Source organism: Pontibacter deserti (genome assembly GCF_023630255.1).
GTDB lineage: Bacteria > Bacteroidota > Bacteroidia > Cytophagales > Hymenobacteraceae > Pontibacter > Pontibacter deserti.
In genome coordinates, this window is record NZ_JALPRS010000003.1 from 20,796 (window position 1) to 39,974 (window position 19,179).

Here is a 19,179-nt window from a genome sequence, read left to right on the forward strand (position 1 = left end):
AAAATCAATATGAAGAACTTTATCTATAAATCTGGTGTGCTGGCGCTTTTTGCCGGTGTACTGCTTACAAGCTGCGATCCTGAGATCGATAGCCCTAGCCCAAGTGCTGGCGAAGCTGATTTTACAACATATGTAGCGCTTGGCAACTCACTTACTGCAGGTTTTGCGGACGGCGCTTTATACCGCGAAGGCCAACAGAATTCCTACCCTGCTATACTTTCCAGGCAATTTGCTTTAGTTGGCGCAAGTGATCCTCTTTGGACTCAGCCGTTGCTGCCTGCAGGTGTTAGCCTTGGAAGCCCGCGTCAGAACGCCGAAGGGCAATTTGAAGTACCCCAGCAGCGTGTTTTAAGAATTGTAAACGATTGCAAAAATGTTCCTGGTCTTTCTCCGGTTGAGGCAGGTGCCCCTGCGCCATTCCCGCAGGCATTTTTAGGAGCTGCTCCGCAAGAGCCTAGCCCATTTAACAACATGGGTGTGCCAGGTGCTAAGTCTTTCCACTTATTAGCTCCAGGTTATGGCAACCCGGCCGGGCTGGCAAATGGTACAGCGAACCCATTCTTTGTAAGATTTGCATCGTCTCCTACTACCAGTGTTATTGCTGACGCCATGGCACAGAGCCCTACTTTCTTTACACTTTGGATCGGTAACAACGACGTATTAGGTTATGCATTGGCCGGTGGTGTACCAGTAGCAGGCGAGAAGGATTATCCTACCGATAAGACCCAGTTTGCCGGAGCTATTAACCTATTGATTAATCAGCTTACTTCAAATGGTGCTGGTGCTAAAGGGGCTGTTGGTAATATTCCGTCTGTAGATAAGATCCCATATTTTACAACTATACCTTACAACGGCCTTAACCTTACAGCTGAACAGGCTACTCAGTTAACTGCTGCATACGCGCAGGCAGGTCTTACACACATTACGTTCCAAGCAGGTGCAAATGCATTTGTAGTACTAGAAGATGGTATTCCTCGTAAGGCGACCTCAAACGAGCTTATCCTGTTGCCAGCCTCTGACCTGTTGAAATGCCAGGGGTTTGGTTCTCAGAAACCTTTAGATGATAAGTATGTCCTTTCTGAAGCCGAACTTGAAACTATAAGAGATTATACTGCCAGCTACAACCAGTCCATTGCAGCAGCAGCTCAGGGGAAAGGCCTTGCTTTAGCCGACTTTAACGCTTACATGAACAGAATAGCAACCGGCTTTACACTAAACGGCGTTACCTATAGCTCTACATTTGTTTCAGGTAACATTTTCAGCTTGGATGGTATTCACTTTACCCAGCGTGGTGCAGCCTTGGCAGCTAATGAGTTTATTGATGCGATTAACAAGACTTATAACTCAAGAATACCAAAAGTTGACGAAACTCAATTCAGTACAGTTGTATTCCCGTAAGTATAACTGCTTATAAAGTATAAAAAGCGCCTCTTAAATGGAGGCGCTTTTTTTGTACCTATACTTCCAGTAAGTATAGCTATAGTTCGTCGAGTTATCCGGCGGGTTCGTCAGCACGTGTTTTGAGTTTGCAGATTGGTAACAGCCAAATAAAAGTACAAGCTGGGAAGTTGACTGTTTTTAAGCTAAATTTAAACAGGAAAGTTGTGGCTTTTTTACACCGCTACGCTTTCATCTTTATAGTATCATTTTACACCAAAACATATGAAACGTAAAATTATCGCCTGCCTTCTGTGGTGTGTTTCCGGTGCTGCTGCACTGGCGCAAACCCAGGGCAACAAGATCGAGTTCACGGAGTACACCCTCCCGAACGGACTGCACGTGATCCTGCACAAGGACAATTCTACACCAAACGTAGCAGTTTCAGTACTATACCATGTAGGTTCTAAAAACGAGGTTAAAGGCCGTACTGGGTTTGCTCACTTCTTCGAACACCTGATGTTTGAAGGTACTGAGAACATCGATCGTGGCCAGTACATGAGCATGGTACAAAGCGCGGGAGGTTCACTTAATGCCAATACCTCTTTCGACCGTACCTATTACTACGAGTTGTTACCATCTAACCAGGTTGCTTTAGGTTTATGGATGGAAGCAGAGCGTATGAAAGGCGCTAAAGTGGATGAGGTAGGTGTAGAAACACAGCGTAAGGTAGTGCAGGAAGAAAAACGCATGCGTGTAGATAACCAGCCTTACGGAACTATATTGGAGAATACTTTTGGCCTGGCTTATACCGAACATCCTTATAAGATCACTCCGATTGGTACATTTGCTGACCTGAACAGCGCTAAAATAGAGGAGTTCCGCGATTTTTATAAGACCTTCTATGTGCCAAACAATGCTACGCTTTCCATAGCCGGCGACATCAACATCGATGAGACCAAAAAGCTGATAGAGCAGTATTTCGGCAGCATCCCAAAAGGTACTAAAGCAATACCTCGCCCAACTATAAAAGAGCCTAAGCAATCCGAGGAGCGTCGTAAAATTGTGTACGACAACATTCAGCTTCCGGCAGTTATCCAGGCTTACCACATACCGGCACAAGGCACGCCGGACCATTACGCGTTATCAATGTTAACCACTTTATTATCAGGTGGAGAGAGTGCCCGCTTGCCAAAAGCGCTGGTTGATAAGCAGCAGAAAGCAGTTGCAGCTATGTCTATACCTTTCCCAACTGAAGATCCGGGTCTGTTCCTGACTTACGCTATTGCTAATGTTGGTACAGATGCACAGGTACTGGAAGATGCTATGAACGTGGAGATTGAGCGTGTAAAAACAGAGCCTCTCAGCGATAAGGAGTTCCAGAAACTGCGCAACCAGATTGAGAGCCAGTTTGTGCAGCAGAACAGCACTGTAGCCGGCCGCGCCGAGAACCTTGCCAACTACCATGTATACTATAAAGATGCGAACCTGATCAACACAGAGATCGACCGTTACATGAAAGTTACCAAGAATGACATCCAGCGTGTGGCAAAAGAATACCTGACTAAAAACAACCGTGTAGTACTGCACTACCTGCCAAAGTCAGCTCAGCCAAAACAGTAAATTTTTAGGCAAAGGTTTTATGATAGAGGAAGCAAGATTTATACTTCAGCAACTCCTTCGTCTGATAGTCTTTCGTCAAGTATAGATAAAGAGATATTTCACTCATGATAAAGAAATTATATACCACACTGGCGCTGGTTTTGGCGCTGGTATATGTTGCTCCGGCACAAACAAAACAATCTCCGCCTCCTGCAGGTCCGGCTCCTAAAATTGAGCTGGGCAAGTATGAGCAGATCACGCTGAAGAACGGCCTGAAAGTATATGTGGTAGAGAACCATAAACAGCCTGTTGTATCTATGTCTTTAGTATTAGACAGAGATCCGATTCTGGAGGGCGACAAGGCTGGCTACGTACAGGCTGCAGGCCAGATGATGCGCACCGGTACTGCCAACCGCACCAAAGACCAGTTTGATGAGCAGGTAGACTTTATCGGAGCTAATTTGTCGTTCAACTCAACAGGCTTTAATGCTTCAACCATGAAGAAGCACCTGCCTACGTTGCTTGACCTGACAACCGATGCCCTGCTGAACCCTAAGTTTACGCAGGAAGAGCTGGACAAGGTAAAAAAGCAGATGTTATCTAACCTGGCCTCTGAAAAAGATAACCCGGATGCCATTGCCAGCAAGACACGCAACATGCTGCTGTATGGTAAAAACCACCCGTATGGCGAAGTAATGACCGAAAAAACAGTAGAGAGCATTACGCTGGCTGATGTTCAGAACTACTACAACACTTACTTCAAACCAAACATCGGTTACCTGGCTGTAGTTGGCGACATCACCCCGAAAGAAGCTAAAAAACTACTGAACAAGTCGCTGAAAAACTGGAAGAAAGGTACTGTACCAACCAAAACGTTTGCACTGCCTGCAGCACCAGCTAAAACACAGGTAGTTATAGTTGACAGACCAAGTGCTGTACAAAGTGTACTTTCTTTTGTTAACCCAGCCGATCTGAAGCCGGGTGCTCCGGATGCAGTTTCAGCTCAGTTAATGAATGCTATACTTGGTGGTGGCAGCTCTGCCCGCCTGTTCCTGAACTTGCGCGAAGACAAAGGTTATACGTACGGCGCTTACTCTTCTCTGTCTTCTGATGAGATTCTGGGCCGCTTCAACGCATCGGCTAACGTGCGTAATGCAGTTACTGATAGTGCAGCAACTGAGTTCATGAAAGAACTTACCAAGATCCGCAAAGAGCGCGTAACGGACCAGGAACTGAATTATGCTAAAGCGTACATGACTGGTAACTTTGCACGTGGCTTAGAAAGCCCGGCTACAGTGGCCATTTACGCTATCAACACAGCCCGTTATAACCTGCCAGCTGACTATTATGCCAATTACCTGAAGCAGGTAGAAGCTGTAACCGCAGAAGATATTCAGCGTGTGGCTCAAAAATATATTACCCCTGAAAATTTATACCTTATAGCTGTAGGTAACGCTGCTGAAATAGCTTCTAAATTGAAGAAATTTGACCTGGAAGATGGCCAGATAACTTATTATAATGCAGCCGGTGAAAAAGTAGAACGTACTGCGGCTTCTGCAACTTTACCCGCTGATGTTACTGCCGAAAAAGTACTCGCAAACTACATTAAAGCAATTGGTGGTAAAGCAAATATCGATAAGGTAAAAGACATTACCGTAACCAGCAACGCAACTATACAGGGCATGCCGCTTGTAATTACTCAACAGCAGAAAGGCACTGATAAATTTGCTGCTCTGGTTAGCATGAACAACAGCCCGCTTCAGCGCGTGATCATTAACGGCAACAAAGGCAGAATGGAAGCTCCGATGCAAGGTGTAAACAAAGAAATGAGCGCTGATGAACTGGCTACACAAAAACTGGAGTCTGATATGTTTGCACAGTACCGTTACGACAAGCTTGGCATTAAAACCAAAGTAACAGGTATTGAGGACGTAGATGGCAAAGAAGCTTATGTAGTAGAAGCCACAGCTGCAAACGGACAGAAAACACTGCACTACTTCGATAAGAACACAGGCCTGTTATTAAAAGATGTAAAAAGCCTGCAGTCGCCACAAGGTATAATGACTCAAACTAAGAACTACAGCAACTATAAAGAAGTGAGCGGCATTAAAGTACCTCATACTGTAGAAACATCTGTAGGGCCACAGGTTATTAAAGCAGAAGTAAAAAGCGTTGAAGTAAACAAAGGCATCAGCGACGATACCTTCAAGATCTAAGTATAAGTTTATACTTCTTATAGCAAAAGCGGCTGCTCCATTCGGGCAGCCGCTTTTATATTAATTTATAGTTCGTCACACAGTCGTCATGTCGAGCGCAGCCGAGACATCTTATATATCTTATGGCTTCCCTGTCATCTCGACCAGCGGGAGAAACCTAGGTTCTATAGTTGGCTATAGTTGCACCTTGAACTAAGGTATATTTCCATAGTTACCTCCAATCCTGGGAGTTCTACACAACTACAGTTCTATAGCTGGCTTTGGTGCCCTCACGGCCGGAGCCCCGTCTTCGGGCATCGCGCTGCTTTCGCTTCCTTTGCTCGTGCCTCGCAATGCCTTCAGCACCGGAACCTCTCGAGGCGCTCAACCCGAAGACTGATATCAGTTCGATAGCTAACTTATAGTTAGAGGAGAAGTTATAGTTGTATAGCCTTCTCAGCAATGTAGTTCCGTAGGGACAGGTAAACCTGTCCTGCTCTTGGTTTGTAACTATAACTAGTGAAATGGCAAAGGCAGAATTGTCCCCTTGAGGGGACTACAGGGGTGTTACAACGGGAACAACTATATAACTATAGCTGAAGCAAATAGTACCCCACCTTTGATAAGGAGGGGATAAAGGGGGCGGCTGGAGCTCGAAGACCATAAAAACACCTCCCTACCCTCCTCAAGGAGAGAATCTTGAATGCCCAAGCTCCTTCCCCTGTTCTGGGTGTATGAAGGTTGGGAAGGGGTGAAACCTTTAAAACAATTCACCCTGCATAGGCTGTACATACTTCTTTGGCACCTTCAGATCCAGACCACATGTTTTATTCAGCTTTTCGATCAGGTAAATAGCCAGATCAGGCGCTAACGTGTTGTCGGGCTCATGCACAAAGAAGTATAGCTGCTGCAGCCCATTATCAAACCAATGCTTCAGTCTTTCTACCCAGGCATCAATGCGGGTATAGTCTGTTGGGTGCAGGCCGTTGCCTACAAAACGTACCATAGCTGATGGGGTAGTCAGGCGCATGTGCAGCACATCGCGTCGTCCGGCTACATCTGTTAGTACCGTACCTACGCCATACTTTTCCAGCACCTCAAACAGCTCCAGGCTGGCTATGTTATCAACAAACCATTCGGGGTGGCGCAGCTCTACAGCTACTGGTATGGTTTCAGGAATAAACTTCAGGAACTCTTCGAGGTCAGGTAACTGGTCCGGGCCGAAATATGGCGGTAACTGCAAAAATGAGCATCCCAGGTTATCTTCCAGTCCGGCAATAGCTTCGCAGAAGGTAGCAGTTATACTTTGCGTACTGCGCAGGGCACTCTCGTGGCTGATGAGTTGCGGAAACTTTGGGCAAAATTTGAAGCCTTTCGGCACCGAGTTACGCCAGCGCTCTATTGTTGTATCGCCTGGTATATGGTAATGGGTACTGTTAAGCTCGATAGTGTTGAATTGTTTGGCATACCATAACAGTGAATCTTTCTCGCGCATGGTAGCCGGGTATATACTTCCTATCCAGGATTTGTTTACCCAAACCGGTAATCCAATGTATACTTCGGGCTTGCTGTCTTGTTTATGGGCTTGCAACAAACGCTGAGTATCAGGATGATCTGACGGTAGTGTAAAATCTACGTGGTCTATGTTCTGTAATTTCCCGAAATCCATGTTCTGCTTAGTATACTGGTTTTATACGCTGATAAGCTCAAGGTTGTGCCAACGTATGAAATTATGCTGTTATGAAAATATTTTGATAATTTTTTTATTGTACTTTCTCCCGATTTAATTTATTAAAATAAGCCTATACTTGCATAAAACGCACTTTTCGCATTATAGCCCTTATAGCAACTTTGCACCCTAGCCTGTATCCCCCTACATCTCTCGGGCAATATTAGCGTAAAAGGCTTCGTTTAAAAAATTATTCGTAAATTTGCTGTTTCACCAACAATTAGTATTATGATATATAATAGAAAGTGCATCCTCTTAACAGTAATCATTTTTCTATTTATCGGCTTAGGCCAAGTAACAGTAGCACAAGAAAACACTCAAACCCAAACCGGATCTGCCTCCTGGTACGGAAGTAAATACCACGGCAGAAAAACCAGCAGCGGCGAACGTTATAACAAGAACGACATGACCGCGGCACACAATACACTTCCTTTCGGCACAAAGGTAAAAGTAACCAACCTCGCCAACAACGAATTTGTAGTAGTACGCATCAACGACCGTGGCCCGTATGTTGGCAAACGCATTATTGATGTATCGGAAGTAGCCGCCAGAAAACTTAGCATGCACAGCGCTGGTGTAGCACAGGTAAAAGTTGAGGTCGTAGAATTAGATGGCAAATCCATTGCCGCTGGCGAACCTATCAGACCAAACCTGTTTACCATACAGCAAGGTGCCTTTGCCTCACAGGAGCTTGCCTTAGAGCAAACCAAAAAGCTGAAGGAATTCGACAAGAATCTGCCTGTGGAGCTGAAAGAAGAAAAAGTGGAAGGCAAAAAAGTATACCAGGTACGCATTGGCAGTTTCGAAAGCCGCCAACACGCCGAAGCATTTAACGACCTCCTGAAAGAAGAAGACCTGGAAGGCCTGGTAAGAGAATCTTAACAGTTAATTACATATTTTGAGAATGCGGCATCTAACAGGTGCCGCATTTTTGTTTTATAGTCTTTTGTAAGCAATTGTGACTTAATATAGTTTATCAGGCAATTCGTCTATAGTTGTGGTTGGTTAAGCTTGTTTGGCGGGTATTTGCTTTGAAAAGTATTGATATATACTTATACTTAGTTACCCAAATTATTAAACTTTAACCTGACCTTATACTTTGAAAAGACGAAATTTCCTCGAACTATCGGCGCTGGGGCTTGGGGGCTTAATGTTGCCTTCTATTCCTGTGTTCGGTGATATTATAGCACCGGAGCGGGCGCTTGAGACGGTAGACGTTGCCCTTAAAAAACGTCTGGCCGATGTTGCCTTAAACACAGCCAAGTCTAAAGGTGCTTCTTATGCCGATGTGCGCATTGGCCGCTACCTGCAGCAATATGTGTTTACCCGCGAAAAACAGGTGCAAAATATTGTAAATGCGGAGTCTTATGGCGTGGGTGTGCGCGTACTGGCCAATGGCACCTGGGGCTTTGCCGCTACTTCTGATGTGTCGGATAAAGGTATAGCCAAAGCTGCCGAACAGGCTGTTGCCATTGCCAAAGCAAACTCCAAATTGCAGAAAGAACCTGTGCAGTTAGCCCCTGTAAAAGGCTATGGTGAGGTAAGCTGGAAAACACCGATCGAGAAAAATGCCTTTGAGGTGCCGGTAGGCGAGAAAGCCGATCTATTGTTAACTGCCAACGCCAAAGCGATGGAGAATGGAGCCAACTTCGTTAACTCTGCCTTGTTCCAGATAAATGAGCAGAAATATTTTGCCTCTACCGATGGCTCTTACATCGATCAGGACATCCACCGCATCTGGCCAAACTTTACAGTAACTGCCGTTGATAAAGCATCCGGTAAGTTCAGAACCCGCGAAGCACTAAGCGCGCCGATGGGCATGGGCTACGAGTACATGATACCAAAGGCATCTGAAAAAATTAAAGGACCGGAAGGCACAGGCCTGATGGGTTACCGCTATGCCTACGACATGCTGGAAGATGCCACCTTGGCAGCCAAGCAGGCCCGTGCAAAACTAACTGCAAAATCTGTAGCAGCCGGTAAGTATGACCTTATACTTGACCCGAACCACTTGGGTCTAACTATACACGAATCGGTGGGTCACCCGCTGGAACTTGACCGCGTACTGGGCTATGAGGCTAACTATGCCGGTACCTCCTTCGCTACGTTGGATAAGTGGAGAGCCAAGAACTTTAAGTATGGCTCTGATAAGGTGAACATCTTCGCAGATAAAACGCAGAAAGGTTCGCTTGGCTTAGTTGGCTGGGATGATGAAGGTGTAAAAACCAAGCAGTGGGACTTGATAAAAGATGGTATACTTGTAAACTACCAGGCTATCCGCGACCAGGCGCACATCATCGGCGAGAAAGAATCGCATGGTTGCTGCTACGCCGACAACTGGAGCTCAGTACAATTCCAGCGCATGCCAAACGTATCGCTGGCACCAGGCAAAGCTAAAATGAATGTAGACCAACTGATTTCCGGTGTAGACAAAGGCATTTACATTGCCGGCCGTGGCTCTTATTCTATCGACCAGCAGCGCTATAACTTCCAGTTTGGTGGCACGGTGTTCTATGAGATCAGCAAAGGCAAAATTGTTGGCATGCTGGAAGACGTGGCTTATCAGAGCAACACTCAGGAATTCTGGAACTCTTGTGCCGGCTCCTGCGACGAAAGCGATTACCGCCTGTTCGGTTCGTTCTTCGACGGCAAAGGCCAGCCAAGCCAGGTAAGTGCGGTATCACATGGTTCTGCCCACACCCGCTTCAACGGCGTGAACGTGATCAATACAGCGCGAAAAATCTAGTCTTTCACCATCAATTGAGAATTAATTAACATGGCAATATTAAGTAAAGAAGAAGCACAGGCTATACTTAAAAAAGCGCTTGCTTATTCAAAGGCTGATGAGTGTGAGATTACGCTCAACGGCAACAATGGCGGCAACATCCGCTACGCAAATAATGCAGTATCTACGAGTGGTGCCGAAGAGAACACATCGCTGGCTGTGGAATCGCGGTTTGGCAAACGCTCTGGTGTGGCAACTATAAATGAGTTCGATGATAAGTCGCTGGAAAAAGTGATTCGTCGTTCGGAAGAGATTGCGCGCCTTGCACCGGAAAGCCCGGAGTATGTAGAAATGCTGGGTCCGCAAACTTACATCACTACCAAAGAACATTTCGATACAACAGCTAAAATAGACCCTGCTTACAGAGCGGAGGCTGCTGCTAAAAGTATAGCTGCTGCATCTGCTAAAAACCTGTCGGCGGCAGGCTTCCTGGAGCACTACACCAGCTTTGTGGCTAAAATGAACAACAAAGGTTTGTTCGCTTACCATCCATCTTCTGTTGTTGACTTCTCGGTAACGATGCGCACCGAGGATGGTACCGGCTCTGGTTATGTAACCCAGGACTTCTCTGACGCAAGCAAACTGGATACTGGAAAAGCCTCTGAAATAGCTGCTCAAAAGGCTGCCAACTCTAGAAATGCAAAAGCACTGGAGCCAGGCAAGTATACGGTTATCTTAGAACCAGCTGCCTCTATAGATCTGCTGCAAAACATGTTCTTTAATATGGACCAGCGTAACGCCGAAGAAGGCCGCAGCTTCCTGAGCAAACCAGGTGGCAAAACCAAAATCGGTGAGAAACTATTGGATGAGCGCATTACTGTTTACTCTGACCCAACTAACCCGGAAGTGCCATCTTCTCCGTTTGCTGGTGATGGCCGTCCGCAGCAAAAAGTAACCTGGATAGATAAAGGCGTTGTTAAAAATCTGTACAACTCACGTTTCTGGGCGGGCAAAACCAACAGCAAATCTATACCTGCACCGGGCAATGTAATTATGGAAGGCGGCACACAGTCGCTGGAAGATATGATCAAGAGCACTAAGCGGGGCATACTTGTTACACGTTTGTGGTATATCCGCTCCGTAGACCCACAAACACTGCTTTACACCGGCCTTACCCGCGACGGTACTTTCTACATCGAAAACGGCAAGATCATGTACCCGGTTAAGAATTTCCGTTTCAACGAGAGCCCGGTTATTATGCTCAACAACCTGGAAGCTTTAGGTAAACCGCAACGCATCAACGGCAGCCTTATTCCGCCAATGAAAGTGCGCGACTTTACCTTCACCAGCTTATCAGATGCTGTATAATTGCTGATATTTATAATTTGAATGCCGTATGCAGCCGAGCTGTGTGCGGCATTCATTTTAAAATTACGTTCAAAAATGCCTACTATACTTAGGATATTTGGTTACAGGTTCTTCTTCTTTAGCAATGAAGGAAATGAGCCACCCCATATTCATATTGAGAAGGCAGAAGCCTATGCCAAATATTGGCTAGAGCCGGTAGAGCTCGCAAGTTCTTACAGCTTCAATGCAAAGGAACTAAATGAACTCCGTAAATTAGTATTAGAAAACAAATCTCTCTTTGAGCAAAAATGGCATGAGTACTTTAGCTAAAAAATCTACCCCGCAAGCACAGAAAGTATGGTTTACTGATGCAAAAATGTATGTGCTGTTAACTGATGGACGCGAGGTAGGTATTCCGTTAGAGTGGTTCCCCAATTTACGAGATGCCACAGAAACACAGCGTATGAACTGGAGGCTTATTGGTGGTGGCATAGGCATACATTGGGAGGAGCTTGATGAGGACCTCTCTGTTGCCGGTTTATTATAATTAACTCGAGACACAGCACTCAAAACTCAGAACTCTTATAGTGCAACCTTTTACCTTCGTACGCCTGCAATACCGTTCCGGCAACTGGGATACCGACCCGCGTATGCCAAGCAATTTGCTGCACTCGCTTATCCAATACACAACAGTAAAGGTAAACGAGCAGGAGAAGGTGGTATCGTTGGAGAGTGCGGAACTGTTTAATTACCCTTTCAGCTATCTGAGCGGGCACAAACTGGTGCAGTTTAACCAGAAGGAGCGGAAGAACTTTGAGACCTATGTACGTAACGGTGGCTTCGTGTTTGTAGACGACTGCAACCATGACATCGACGGACTTTTTGCCAAATCATTTGAGGAGCAGATGCGGCAGATATTTGGAGCAGGAGCGCTGAAGAAACTACCTAACAACCATAAACTATACCGTAGCTTCTTCACTTTCGAGGATGGTCCACCAACTACAAGTTTCGAGCTAAACGGCTGGGGCGACGACCTGGTGCACGACTACCTGAAAGCAATAGAAATTAACGGCCGGATAGCAGTGCTCTACAGTAACAAAGACTATGGCTGCGAATGGGACTACGATTTCAGAAACAAACGCTGGCTGGCTGAGGACAACACCAAATTTGGCGTCAACATCATTATGTATGCGCTAACCAGTTAAATATGAAAGATGTGCACAGCTCCTGTGAGCGTCTGACCATACTACAAAGTATAAAATGACTGAACAAGATATAAACCACCTGTTAGGCAAACTACCGCAGCTAAAGCAGGAAATACAGAAAGTAATTGTAGGCCAGGAAGAGGTGCTCGACGAGGTACTGATTACCATGATGGCCGGCGGACATGGTTTGCTGGAAGGTGTGCCGGGCCTTGCCAAAACCTTGCTGGTACGCACGCTAAGCAATGCTATGGATTTAGGCTTCCGAAGAATACAGTTCACCCCGGACCTGATGCCTACCGATATACTTGGTACTGAAGTACTGGAAGAAGACCATGCCACCGGAAAACGCTTCTTTAAATTTAACGAAGGGCCGATCTTCTCGAACATTGTGCTGGCCGATGAGATAAACCGTACGCCACCTAAAACACAGGCCGCGTTGCTGGAAGCCATGCAGGAGCACGAAGTAACCTATGCCGGTAAAACCTATACTTTGCCCAAGCCTTTCTTTTTGCTGGCAACCCAAAACCCGATAGAACAGGCCGGAACGTACCCATTACCCGAGGCCCAACTCGACCGTTTTCTGCTCTACATCAAAATAAAATACCCAACCGAGCAGGAGGAGCTAAACATACTTTCCAACACCACCGGTACGCGCCAGGCACAGGTACAGCCTATAGTTACCGGTGAAGAAGTAATGCTGCTGCGCCAACTGGTACGCGAGGTAAGTATAAACGAAGACCTACTAAGCTTTGTGAACCAACTCGTACGCGCCACCCGCCCCGACAGCACAACTATAGATTTCGTGAAGAACTACTGCCGCTGGGGAGCAGGGCCACGTGCCGGGCAGGCACTTATACTTACTGCCAAAGCCAGGGCGCTACTGCATGGCCGTTTTGCTGTAACTATAGATGATATTAGAACCATGGCCTACCCGGTGCTGCGCCATCGTGTGCTGGTAAACTTCGCCGCCGAAGCAGAGCGCATCACACCGGATAATGTGGTAGATGAGTTACTACAAAGTATAAAGTTGCCGAAGGCGGTGTTGGTGTAGGGTATCCAACCACCCCTGCCCCTCCTTGTTTAAGAGGGGAGTTAAAACGCTTGGCGCGGGTATCTAACCCGTAACTTAAAGTGAATGCGAGTCTCCAAGCTCGCTTGATTAGCAAAAGAAAACAGATGGAAGAGACAGCAACTATAAAACTGACGGAGACAGGCACGCAGCTCCTGAAGAAGATCGTGGGGGAAAGGATCTGTTATTTCTTTACTGATAGAGTAAAAGTAGAAGCAACCGGTAGCAAGGTGCTGTACTGGGCACCGGAGTTTGCGCTTGGCCTCAAAACCAACCGCGGCGACCTGACCTTCATCAACATCAGCGCTGACTATAAACTTACGTCCGGCTCATCTACCACCTATTATGAATTTGCCATTGAAGAAAGTAAAATGCCGCTCCGCTGCGAAAAGCTGCTGCAGTCGGGGCAGTACTCGGAGATAAAGGTGCTGTCGTCGCAGGTGCTGATGCTGGAGGTGTACCAGGACTGGAACCAGGAGTTCGACGAAACCATACACTACGACGCAGCTATCGTGCTCTACACCGACTCCCGTAAGTATATGCTAAAGGTGCGCGAAGAGCTGATCGGCGGTGTAGATATTGTACTTGATGAGGCTGCTATTGAGATGGAGTTGGTGGATTTGAAGCTGAGGCAGAGTTTGGTATAGGAAATGGTGAAGCTAGAATTAGATGAATATTGCCCTTGTTGTGGGTATAACACATTTGAGGGGGAAGAACGATTGCAATATATAATCTGCCCAATCTGTTTTTGGGAAGATGATCCTATTCAGTTTGAAAAACCCAAGTTAGAAGGATGTGCAAATAAAGTTTCATTAGTACAAGCACAAGGGAACTATGAAGACTTTGGAGCTTGTGAAAGAAACATGATAAAGCATACGAGAAAGCCAAATATAGACGATAAAAGAAAGCCCAATTGGTCAGCTTATCTCCATGAGAAGAATAATTAAAAGAGTAGCTATTGGTCTTGCATTAGTTCTTGTTGACTTGGCTGTGTATGCTGTCTTAGGAATAATGATGATGGCTTACGATGACTTTTATGATGAGAGTAAGGGAGAATACTGGAGTTGGGAAAGTATGACAGACTTCGATAGAGCCGTAGTTGTAGGTTTATACTTTTGGCATTTTATCAACTTTGTTGTAGCGTGCTTTATAATCTATAATGCTATCAGAGCATTAAACCGAAGACTTAGTTCCAACTATTAAGATATAAAATCGATTAACCTTATAACTTATAGTCCTTGAACACCCACAAATTCATTGACCCGAAGGTATTGGCTACCATAAAAGACCTGCCGCTGTTGGCTAAAACGGTGGTGGAGGGCTTTTTGGCGGGGCAGAACCAGAGTTTGCGGCGTGGGGCGGGGCTGGAGTTTAGCCAGTACCGCAGCTACCAGCCCGGCGACGACCTGCGCCAACTCGACTGGAAGATGTTTGCCCGCTCCGACCGCTATTACATCCGCGAGGCCGAGGTAGACACCAACATTACAGTAAGGTTTATACTTGATGGCAGCGCTTCGATGGCGCACGAAGATGTAAACGGCATCAGCAAAATGGATTACGCGCGGTTTATGGTAGCTTCGCTGGCTTACCTGGCTACTACGCAGGGCGATGCGGTGGGGCTGTACGTGCTGCACGAGAACCAGCTCATTAACCTGATCCCGCGCTCCGACAACATGCACCTGCAGCGCTTCTGGCACCAACTGGCCGAGGTAAAGCCGCAAGGTAAGTTTCCGGGCATAGAGGTAGCAGCCAACCTGTTTGCCGACAGGCGACAGAAAGAGCTAACGGTTTTCCTGTCGGATTTGTATGAGCACGAGCACGAGATAAAGGACTTGCTATACAAGCTGGGGGCACAGGGGCACGAGCTACTGCTAACTCACCTGATGAGCCGCAACGAACTTGACTTTACCTACACCGGCACCCTCACCTTCGAGGACCTGGAAACAGGACAAACACTACAGGTAAGCAGCGGGTCGCAAAAGCAGGCCTACTTAGCCAAACAGCAAGAGTGGCTGCAGGACATAGAAAAAGACATGCGCAACCGACAGATTGCCTACGACAGATTTGTAACCGATGAGCCACTGGATAAGGCGCTAAGGGCATTCCTGCAAAAACGGCTGATTTATTGATAATTTTGATTGAGTGAATGAGTGAATATCCTTTCCCTGTCATCCTGAAAGGATCTTGTGTGGAGGGAGGTTAAGCTATTAAGCCTAGCCACCAAGATTCTTCCAGAATGACAGAAAAAATAATTCCTAATTTATAATTTCTAATTCATAGTTGATTTTAACAGCACCATACTTACTCGTTGCAGCATCGGCTATACTTATACCGATCGCCATTCACCTGTGGAATAAACGGCAGGCGAAAACGGTGAAGGTGGGTAGTCTGCGGTGGCTGGAGACGTCGGCAAGTAACCGTTGGAGAAGTATAAAACTGAACAACTTCTGGCTGCTGGTGCTGCGCTGCCTTATACCTATACTTCTGGCTGTAGCACTAGCCCAACCGATATGGGAGCATCAGTCGCAAAAGCAAAAAGGCGCTAAGGCAGTAGTGGTAGGAGAAGAATTACTTTATACTTCTGCACTCAAACCTATCAAACCAACTATAGATTCGCTGTTGCAGCGTGGTTACACCTTACATACTTATACTTCAGATTTCAAACAAATACCGCTGGAGAAGTGGCAGCAGATCAGCAATCGCACGCAGGACAGTTTGGTGAGCACCAGGTATGATTACTGGAGCCTTCTACCTGCCCTTGCCGCAAAGTATAAAAGTGCTAACGATAGCATTATACTTTTCACTTCAGATCAGCAACAATACTTTGCGGGTTCCCGCCCCGAAACGCTGCCGCAACACATACGATGGATTCCGGTTGCTACCGATGAAAGTATAACCTGGCTGCAGGCCGCAATTCAAATCAAGCCTGATAGCTTATTGCTTATACTTGGGCACAGCTCCCGCGAGGGCACCACTTATAGCAGGTATAAAACTGCCGCATCAGCACAAAGTATAAACCTGGTAGGCAATCAGCAGGTACAACTTCAACGCCAGCAGGACTCGCTGCAGGCTACCATCGCCGGCAACAGCAGTAAGGTTAGAATACAAACTGCGCCACTACAGATTACCATACTTGCAGATAAGGGGCAACAAACAGAAACGCCATATTTAAAAGCAGCCATCCAGGCCATTAGCAGCTACACTGGTTTACCCATTCAAATTAAAGCTGATACCATCAATGCAGACTGGATATTTTGGTTGCGTAACGAGCAACTGCCGGAAAATATAGTCCGACAGGTAAAACAAGGCCTTCAGGTATGGATACAGCAAAGTCAGAAGCCGCAACTTATAAAAACCAGCTTAACAGGTGCAGGCGGTACAACTATAAAAGCGCATCAACTTAGCCCGCTACAACCATATCAAAACCAGGTATGGGCAGCAGCAAATGGAGAACCTGTACTTTATTCCAAAGCCATTGAGCGGGGCAGAGTTTATACTTTCAGAAGTGGTTTTGCCCCAGCCTGGAGCGAACTAGGGCAGAGTGCGCAGCTGCCAGAGTTACTGCTACCTTTGCTCCTGCCACAACCACTCGCAAAGTACGACTTCAGGGCAATGGATGAACAGCAACTTTTACCCGCAAAGCGTGAACAGGTAGCAGTTTCAGGCACATCCCAAACAGACCAGGTGTTGCTACTAAAGTGGTTTGTGCTGGCGGCATTTATTTTATTTTTGATAGAGAGAAGCATCGCCAGCAGGCGCAGCAACCTATAATGGCCACACCAGAAAGCATCCATATCTTACAGCGAATCCGCAGCCAGTACGTGCAGGCGAAACTGCGGCTGTATGCCCTGCAGGCGCTGGCAGCTACACTTGTGGCCGTGGCTATACTTTGGAAGTGGCAGTTTGAGAAACCTGTATTGGCCGCAGCAGCTATGTCTATACTTTTTGGTGCGGTTCTATACTTTATACTTCGCTGGAGATCTGTTTCTAAAATAAACCTGCAGCACGTAGCGCGCCACCTGAACCGCCAGTACCCCCAGTTACAAGAAAGCACAGAGTTACTCCTGCATGAACCAGAGAGCCTGTTACAAAAGCTACAACAGCAGCGCGTAACAGAGGCGCTACAACAACTCCATCCGGAACAGCAGAAAACATTTACCCTACGCAGCACCGCCACTTATACTTCCCTGGGCCTGGCGCTACTATTTTCTATTGGCATTTTATACTTACCAGCCGCACCGCTTACCACACCTCAGTCTGAAAGTATAAAAGTTGAGTTTCCGGATGCACCGGCTGCCGCTGCTGATACTGCCGCTAAGATCGGGAAGATTGAGATTTCCGTTACACTGCCTGCTTATACTGGTAAAGGCACATATCGTGTTGAAAGCCCGAACCTGCGTGTAGAGGAAGGTGCCACTGTAACATGGCGCATCAGCACAAGCAAGCCTGCTAACCTGCAACTAAAGCTAAACGAGCAGCAGCCCATCAACTTCAAAAAACAAGGTAACAGCTATATTTTAGCGCGCAGCTTCAGCACATCAGGGCTTTACACCATTAACCTGAATGGGCAAAAATCTGCTTTTTATACATTGGAGATCATTCCTGACGAGGCACCGGTTATCCAAATACAAAAGCCGGAGCAGTATACTGAGGTACTTTTCGGAGATCCGCAGCGCGTAACGTTACAAGCTCAACTGGCGGATGACTACGGCATTTGGGAAGCAAATATGATCGCCACCGTAGCCAAGGGCACAGGCGAGGCCGTGAAGTTCCGGGAAGAAAAGATCAAGCTTAACCTGAGTGGCAGCGCCAAAAACTATACGGTAAAGCAAACCCTGGATCTGCAAAAACTGGGCATGACTTACGGCGACGAGCTATACTTTTACCTGCAAGCCTGGGACAAACACCGCGGCTATACCCGCTCCGAAACATACTTTGTACAGATAGAGGATACTGCTGTTGTAGAGTCCAGCTTTGATATGTCGATGGGCGTGAATCCGGTGCCGGAATATTTCAGAAGCCAGCGCCAGATCATCATCGATACGGAAAAGCTGTTAAATGAACAGAGAAATATAAGCCGTGCCCAGTTTGAAGAACGCTCTAACAACCTGGGTGTAGACCAGAAATTGCTGCGCCTTCGCTATGGCAAATTCTTGGGTGAGGAGTTTGAAAGCGGTATCGGTCCGGGAGGCGGTATACCGGAAGGCGAGGAACACCATGAAGGGGATGGTCATGACCACAGCCAGACGGAGAACAAGAACAGCCCCGAAGCCCTGCTGGACCCCTACATGCACAAACACGACCAGGAAGGCGAAGCTACGTTCTTTGAGCCCATGGTAAAAGCCAAACTAAAAGGAGCCCTGGCGCAGATGTGGGAAGCCGAACTGCGATTGCGCACACACAAACCTAAAGAAGCTCTGCCTTACGAGTACAAAGCACTGCGCATGTTAAAAGAAGTGCAGCAATCGCAACGGGCGTATGTGGCTAAAACAGGTTTCGAGGCACCGCCACTTAAAGAACCGGAACTGCGCCTGACAGGTGAACTGAACAAAATTACTGCACCAACCGAGATCAGAACCATAACTAAGGAAAAGCAACTGCCGCACGCAAAAGCTGCATTGCAATGGCTGGCAAAGTATAGACAAAGCGGCAAGTATAAATCTTCGGATGCAGCTATACTTGAAAAAGCCGGGCAGGAACTGGCGCAGCAGAAGCTGAATAAACCCGGCAGCAATTTAAAAGCATTGCAGGATTTAAGAACCTTGATCTCCGAAATGCAGACCGGGAAAGTGCTATGCAAATCATGTATGGTTTCGGTAGAGCGGGCCTGGACTAATCTGCTGCCGCCTGCTAAGCAAACGCCACAGCCGCAACAGGCAGTAAGGAGCAGGTTATCTCAACAGTACTTAAAACAACTGAATCAAAAGTAA

At 46.7% G+C, this 19,179-nt stretch carries 17 protein-coding genes and 2 pseudogenes; 17 read left to right on the forward strand and 2 right to left on the reverse strand.

Translation table 11 applies throughout. From position 1 onward, the window contains the following. The first annotated feature begins 9 nt into the window (after nucleotides 1–9). The 4 genes and pseudogenes from MJ612_RS14990 to MJ612_RS15000 form a co-directional block, all read left to right on the forward strand. Nucleotides 10–1,398 (forward strand): SGNH/GDSL hydrolase family protein, encoded by a 1,389-nt coding sequence (locus tag MJ612_RS14990; protein WP_187033848.1) that lies wholly within the window; start codon nucleotides 10–12, stop codon nucleotides 1,396–1,398. Between the two features lie 264 nt (nucleotides 1,399–1,662). Beyond that, nucleotides 1,663–3,000, forward strand: coding sequence for a M16 family metallopeptidase (locus MJ612_RS14995; protein ID WP_187033847.1), 1,338 nt, complete (start codon nucleotides 1,663–1,665; stop codon nucleotides 2,998–3,000). A 104-nt stretch (nucleotides 3,001–3,104) separates the two neighbouring features. Further along, nucleotides 3,105–3,641: pseudogene (locus MJ612_RS18450) on the forward strand (M16 family metallopeptidase); the annotation flags it as partial. A gap of 66 nt (nucleotides 3,642–3,707) precedes the next feature. After that, nucleotides 3,708–5,195, forward strand: a pseudogene (locus MJ612_RS15000) (insulinase family protein); the annotation flags it as partial. A 232-nt stretch (nucleotides 5,196–5,427) separates the two neighbouring features. On the opposite strand, the gene MJ612_RS15005 reads toward MJ612_RS15000, so the two are convergent. Beyond that, nucleotides 5,428–5,637, reverse strand: coding sequence for a hypothetical protein (locus MJ612_RS15005; protein ID WP_187033845.1), 210 nt, complete (start codon nucleotides 5,635–5,637; stop codon nucleotides 5,428–5,430). A gap of 297 nt (nucleotides 5,638–5,934) precedes the next feature. Continuing rightward, a complete protein-coding gene (locus MJ612_RS15010) occupies nucleotides 5,935–6,843 on the reverse strand; it encodes a DUF72 domain-containing protein (RefSeq protein WP_187033844.1) in 909 nt (302 codons plus the stop codon). 288 nt (nucleotides 6,844–7,131) lie between these two features. Between MJ612_RS15010 and MJ612_RS15015 the strand changes: the two genes are divergently transcribed. From MJ612_RS15015 to MJ612_RS15075, 13 genes are all read left to right on the forward strand, one after another. Then, nucleotides 7,132–7,785, forward strand: a complete 654-nt coding sequence (locus tag MJ612_RS15015; RefSeq protein ID WP_187033843.1) for a septal ring lytic transglycosylase RlpA family protein — start codon at nucleotides 7,132–7,134, stop codon at nucleotides 7,783–7,785. A 217-nt stretch (nucleotides 7,786–8,002) separates the two neighbouring features. After that, complete coding sequence (locus MJ612_RS15020) at nucleotides 8,003–9,649, forward strand: TldD/PmbA family protein (protein ID WP_187033842.1); 1,647 nt, start codon at nucleotides 8,003–8,005, stop codon at nucleotides 9,647–9,649. Between the two features lie 30 nt (nucleotides 9,650–9,679). Further along, on the forward strand, nucleotides 9,680–10,996 hold the full coding sequence (locus MJ612_RS15025; RefSeq protein WP_187033841.1) for a TldD/PmbA family protein: 1,317 nt from the start codon (nucleotides 9,680–9,682) through the stop codon (nucleotides 10,994–10,996). 75 nt (nucleotides 10,997–11,071) lie between these two features. Then, entirely contained in the window at nucleotides 11,072–11,305 is a 234-nt protein-coding gene (locus MJ612_RS15030; protein ID WP_187033840.1) for a DUF4160 domain-containing protein, read from the forward strand. Beyond that, nucleotides 11,289–11,522, forward strand: a complete 234-nt coding sequence (locus MJ612_RS15035) for a DUF2442 domain-containing protein (protein WP_187033839.1) — start codon at nucleotides 11,289–11,291, stop codon at nucleotides 11,520–11,522. The genes MJ612_RS15030 and MJ612_RS15035 overlap by 17 nt, the downstream gene beginning before the upstream one ends. Before the next feature lie 40 nt (nucleotides 11,523–11,562). Next, the gene (locus MJ612_RS15040; protein WP_187033838.1) at nucleotides 11,563–12,180 is read left to right on the forward strand and encodes a DUF4159 domain-containing protein; all 618 of its coding nucleotides are present in this window, start codon (nucleotides 11,563–11,565) and stop codon (nucleotides 12,178–12,180) included. A gap of 55 nt (nucleotides 12,181–12,235) precedes the next feature. Continuing rightward, nucleotides 12,236–13,231 (forward strand): AAA family ATPase, encoded by a 996-nt coding sequence (locus MJ612_RS15045; protein ID WP_187033837.1) that lies wholly within the window; start codon nucleotides 12,236–12,238, stop codon nucleotides 13,229–13,231. Nucleotides 13,232–13,356: 125 nt separating this feature from the next. Continuing rightward, nucleotides 13,357–13,896, forward strand: a complete 540-nt coding sequence (locus tag MJ612_RS15050; protein WP_187033836.1) for a hypothetical protein — start codon at nucleotides 13,357–13,359, stop codon at nucleotides 13,894–13,896. 3 nt (nucleotides 13,897–13,899) lie between these two features. Next, nucleotides 13,900–14,196 carry a CPCC family cysteine-rich protein gene (locus MJ612_RS15055; RefSeq protein ID WP_187033835.1) on the forward strand — a complete coding sequence of 99 codons (297 nt, stop codon included), beginning with the start codon at nucleotides 13,900–13,902 and terminating at the stop codon, nucleotides 14,194–14,196. Then, nucleotides 14,180–14,452 carry a hypothetical protein gene (locus MJ612_RS15060; protein ID WP_187033834.1) on the forward strand — a complete coding sequence of 91 codons (273 nt, stop codon included), beginning with the start codon at nucleotides 14,180–14,182 and terminating at the stop codon, nucleotides 14,450–14,452. The genes MJ612_RS15055 and MJ612_RS15060 overlap by 17 nt, the downstream gene beginning before the upstream one ends. A gap of 35 nt (nucleotides 14,453–14,487) precedes the next feature. Beyond that, a complete protein-coding gene (locus MJ612_RS15065) occupies nucleotides 14,488–15,378 on the forward strand; it encodes a DUF58 domain-containing protein (RefSeq protein ID WP_187033833.1) in 891 nt (296 codons plus the stop codon). Between the two features lie 151 nt (nucleotides 15,379–15,529). After that, complete coding sequence (locus tag MJ612_RS15070; RefSeq protein ID WP_187033832.1) at nucleotides 15,530–17,020, forward strand: BatA domain-containing protein; 1,491 nt, start codon at nucleotides 15,530–15,532, stop codon at nucleotides 17,018–17,020. Further along, nucleotides 17,020–19,179 carry a DUF4175 family protein gene (locus tag MJ612_RS15075; protein WP_187033831.1) on the forward strand — a complete coding sequence of 720 codons (2,160 nt, stop codon included), beginning with the start codon at nucleotides 17,020–17,022 and terminating at the stop codon, nucleotides 19,177–19,179. Before MJ612_RS15070 ends, MJ612_RS15075 begins: the two co-directional genes overlap by 1 nt.

Bases quoted from the DNA above. Each gene is read 5' to 3' on its own strand.
- MJ612_RS15050 (WP_187033836.1), top strand. From the start codon at position 13,357: ATGGAAGAGACAGCAACTATAAAACTGACGGAGACAGGCACGCAGCTC.
- MJ612_RS15045 (WP_187033837.1), top strand. From the start codon at position 12,236: ATGACTGAACAAGATATAAACCACCTGTTAGGCAAACTACCGCAGCTA.
- MJ612_RS15015 (WP_187033843.1), top strand. From the start codon at position 7,132: ATGATATATAATAGAAAGTGCATCCTCTTAACAGTAATCATTTTTCTA.
- MJ612_RS15010 (WP_187033844.1), bottom strand. From the start codon at position 6,843: ATGGATTTCGGGAAATTACAGAACATAGACCACGTAGATTTTACACTA.
- MJ612_RS14995 (WP_187033847.1), top strand. From the start codon at position 1,663: ATGAAACGTAAAATTATCGCCTGCCTTCTGTGGTGTGTTTCCGGTGCT.
- MJ612_RS14990 (WP_187033848.1), top strand. From the start codon at position 10: ATGAAGAACTTTATCTATAAATCTGGTGTGCTGGCGCTTTTTGCCGGT.
- MJ612_RS15075 (WP_187033831.1), top strand. From the start codon at position 17,020: ATGGCCACACCAGAAAGCATCCATATCTTACAGCGAATCCGCAGCCAG.
- MJ612_RS15035 (WP_187033839.1), top strand. From the start codon at position 11,289: ATGAGTACTTTAGCTAAAAAATCTACCCCGCAAGCACAGAAAGTATGG.
- MJ612_RS15025 (WP_187033841.1), top strand. From the start codon at position 9,680: ATGGCAATATTAAGTAAAGAAGAAGCACAGGCTATACTTAAAAAAGCG.
- MJ612_RS15055 (WP_187033835.1), top strand. From the start codon at position 13,900: ATGGTGAAGCTAGAATTAGATGAATATTGCCCTTGTTGTGGGTATAAC.
- MJ612_RS15030 (WP_187033840.1), top strand. From the start codon at position 11,072: ATGCCTACTATACTTAGGATATTTGGTTACAGGTTCTTCTTCTTTAGC.
- MJ612_RS15060 (WP_187033834.1), top strand. From the start codon at position 14,180: ATGAGAAGAATAATTAAAAGAGTAGCTATTGGTCTTGCATTAGTTCTT.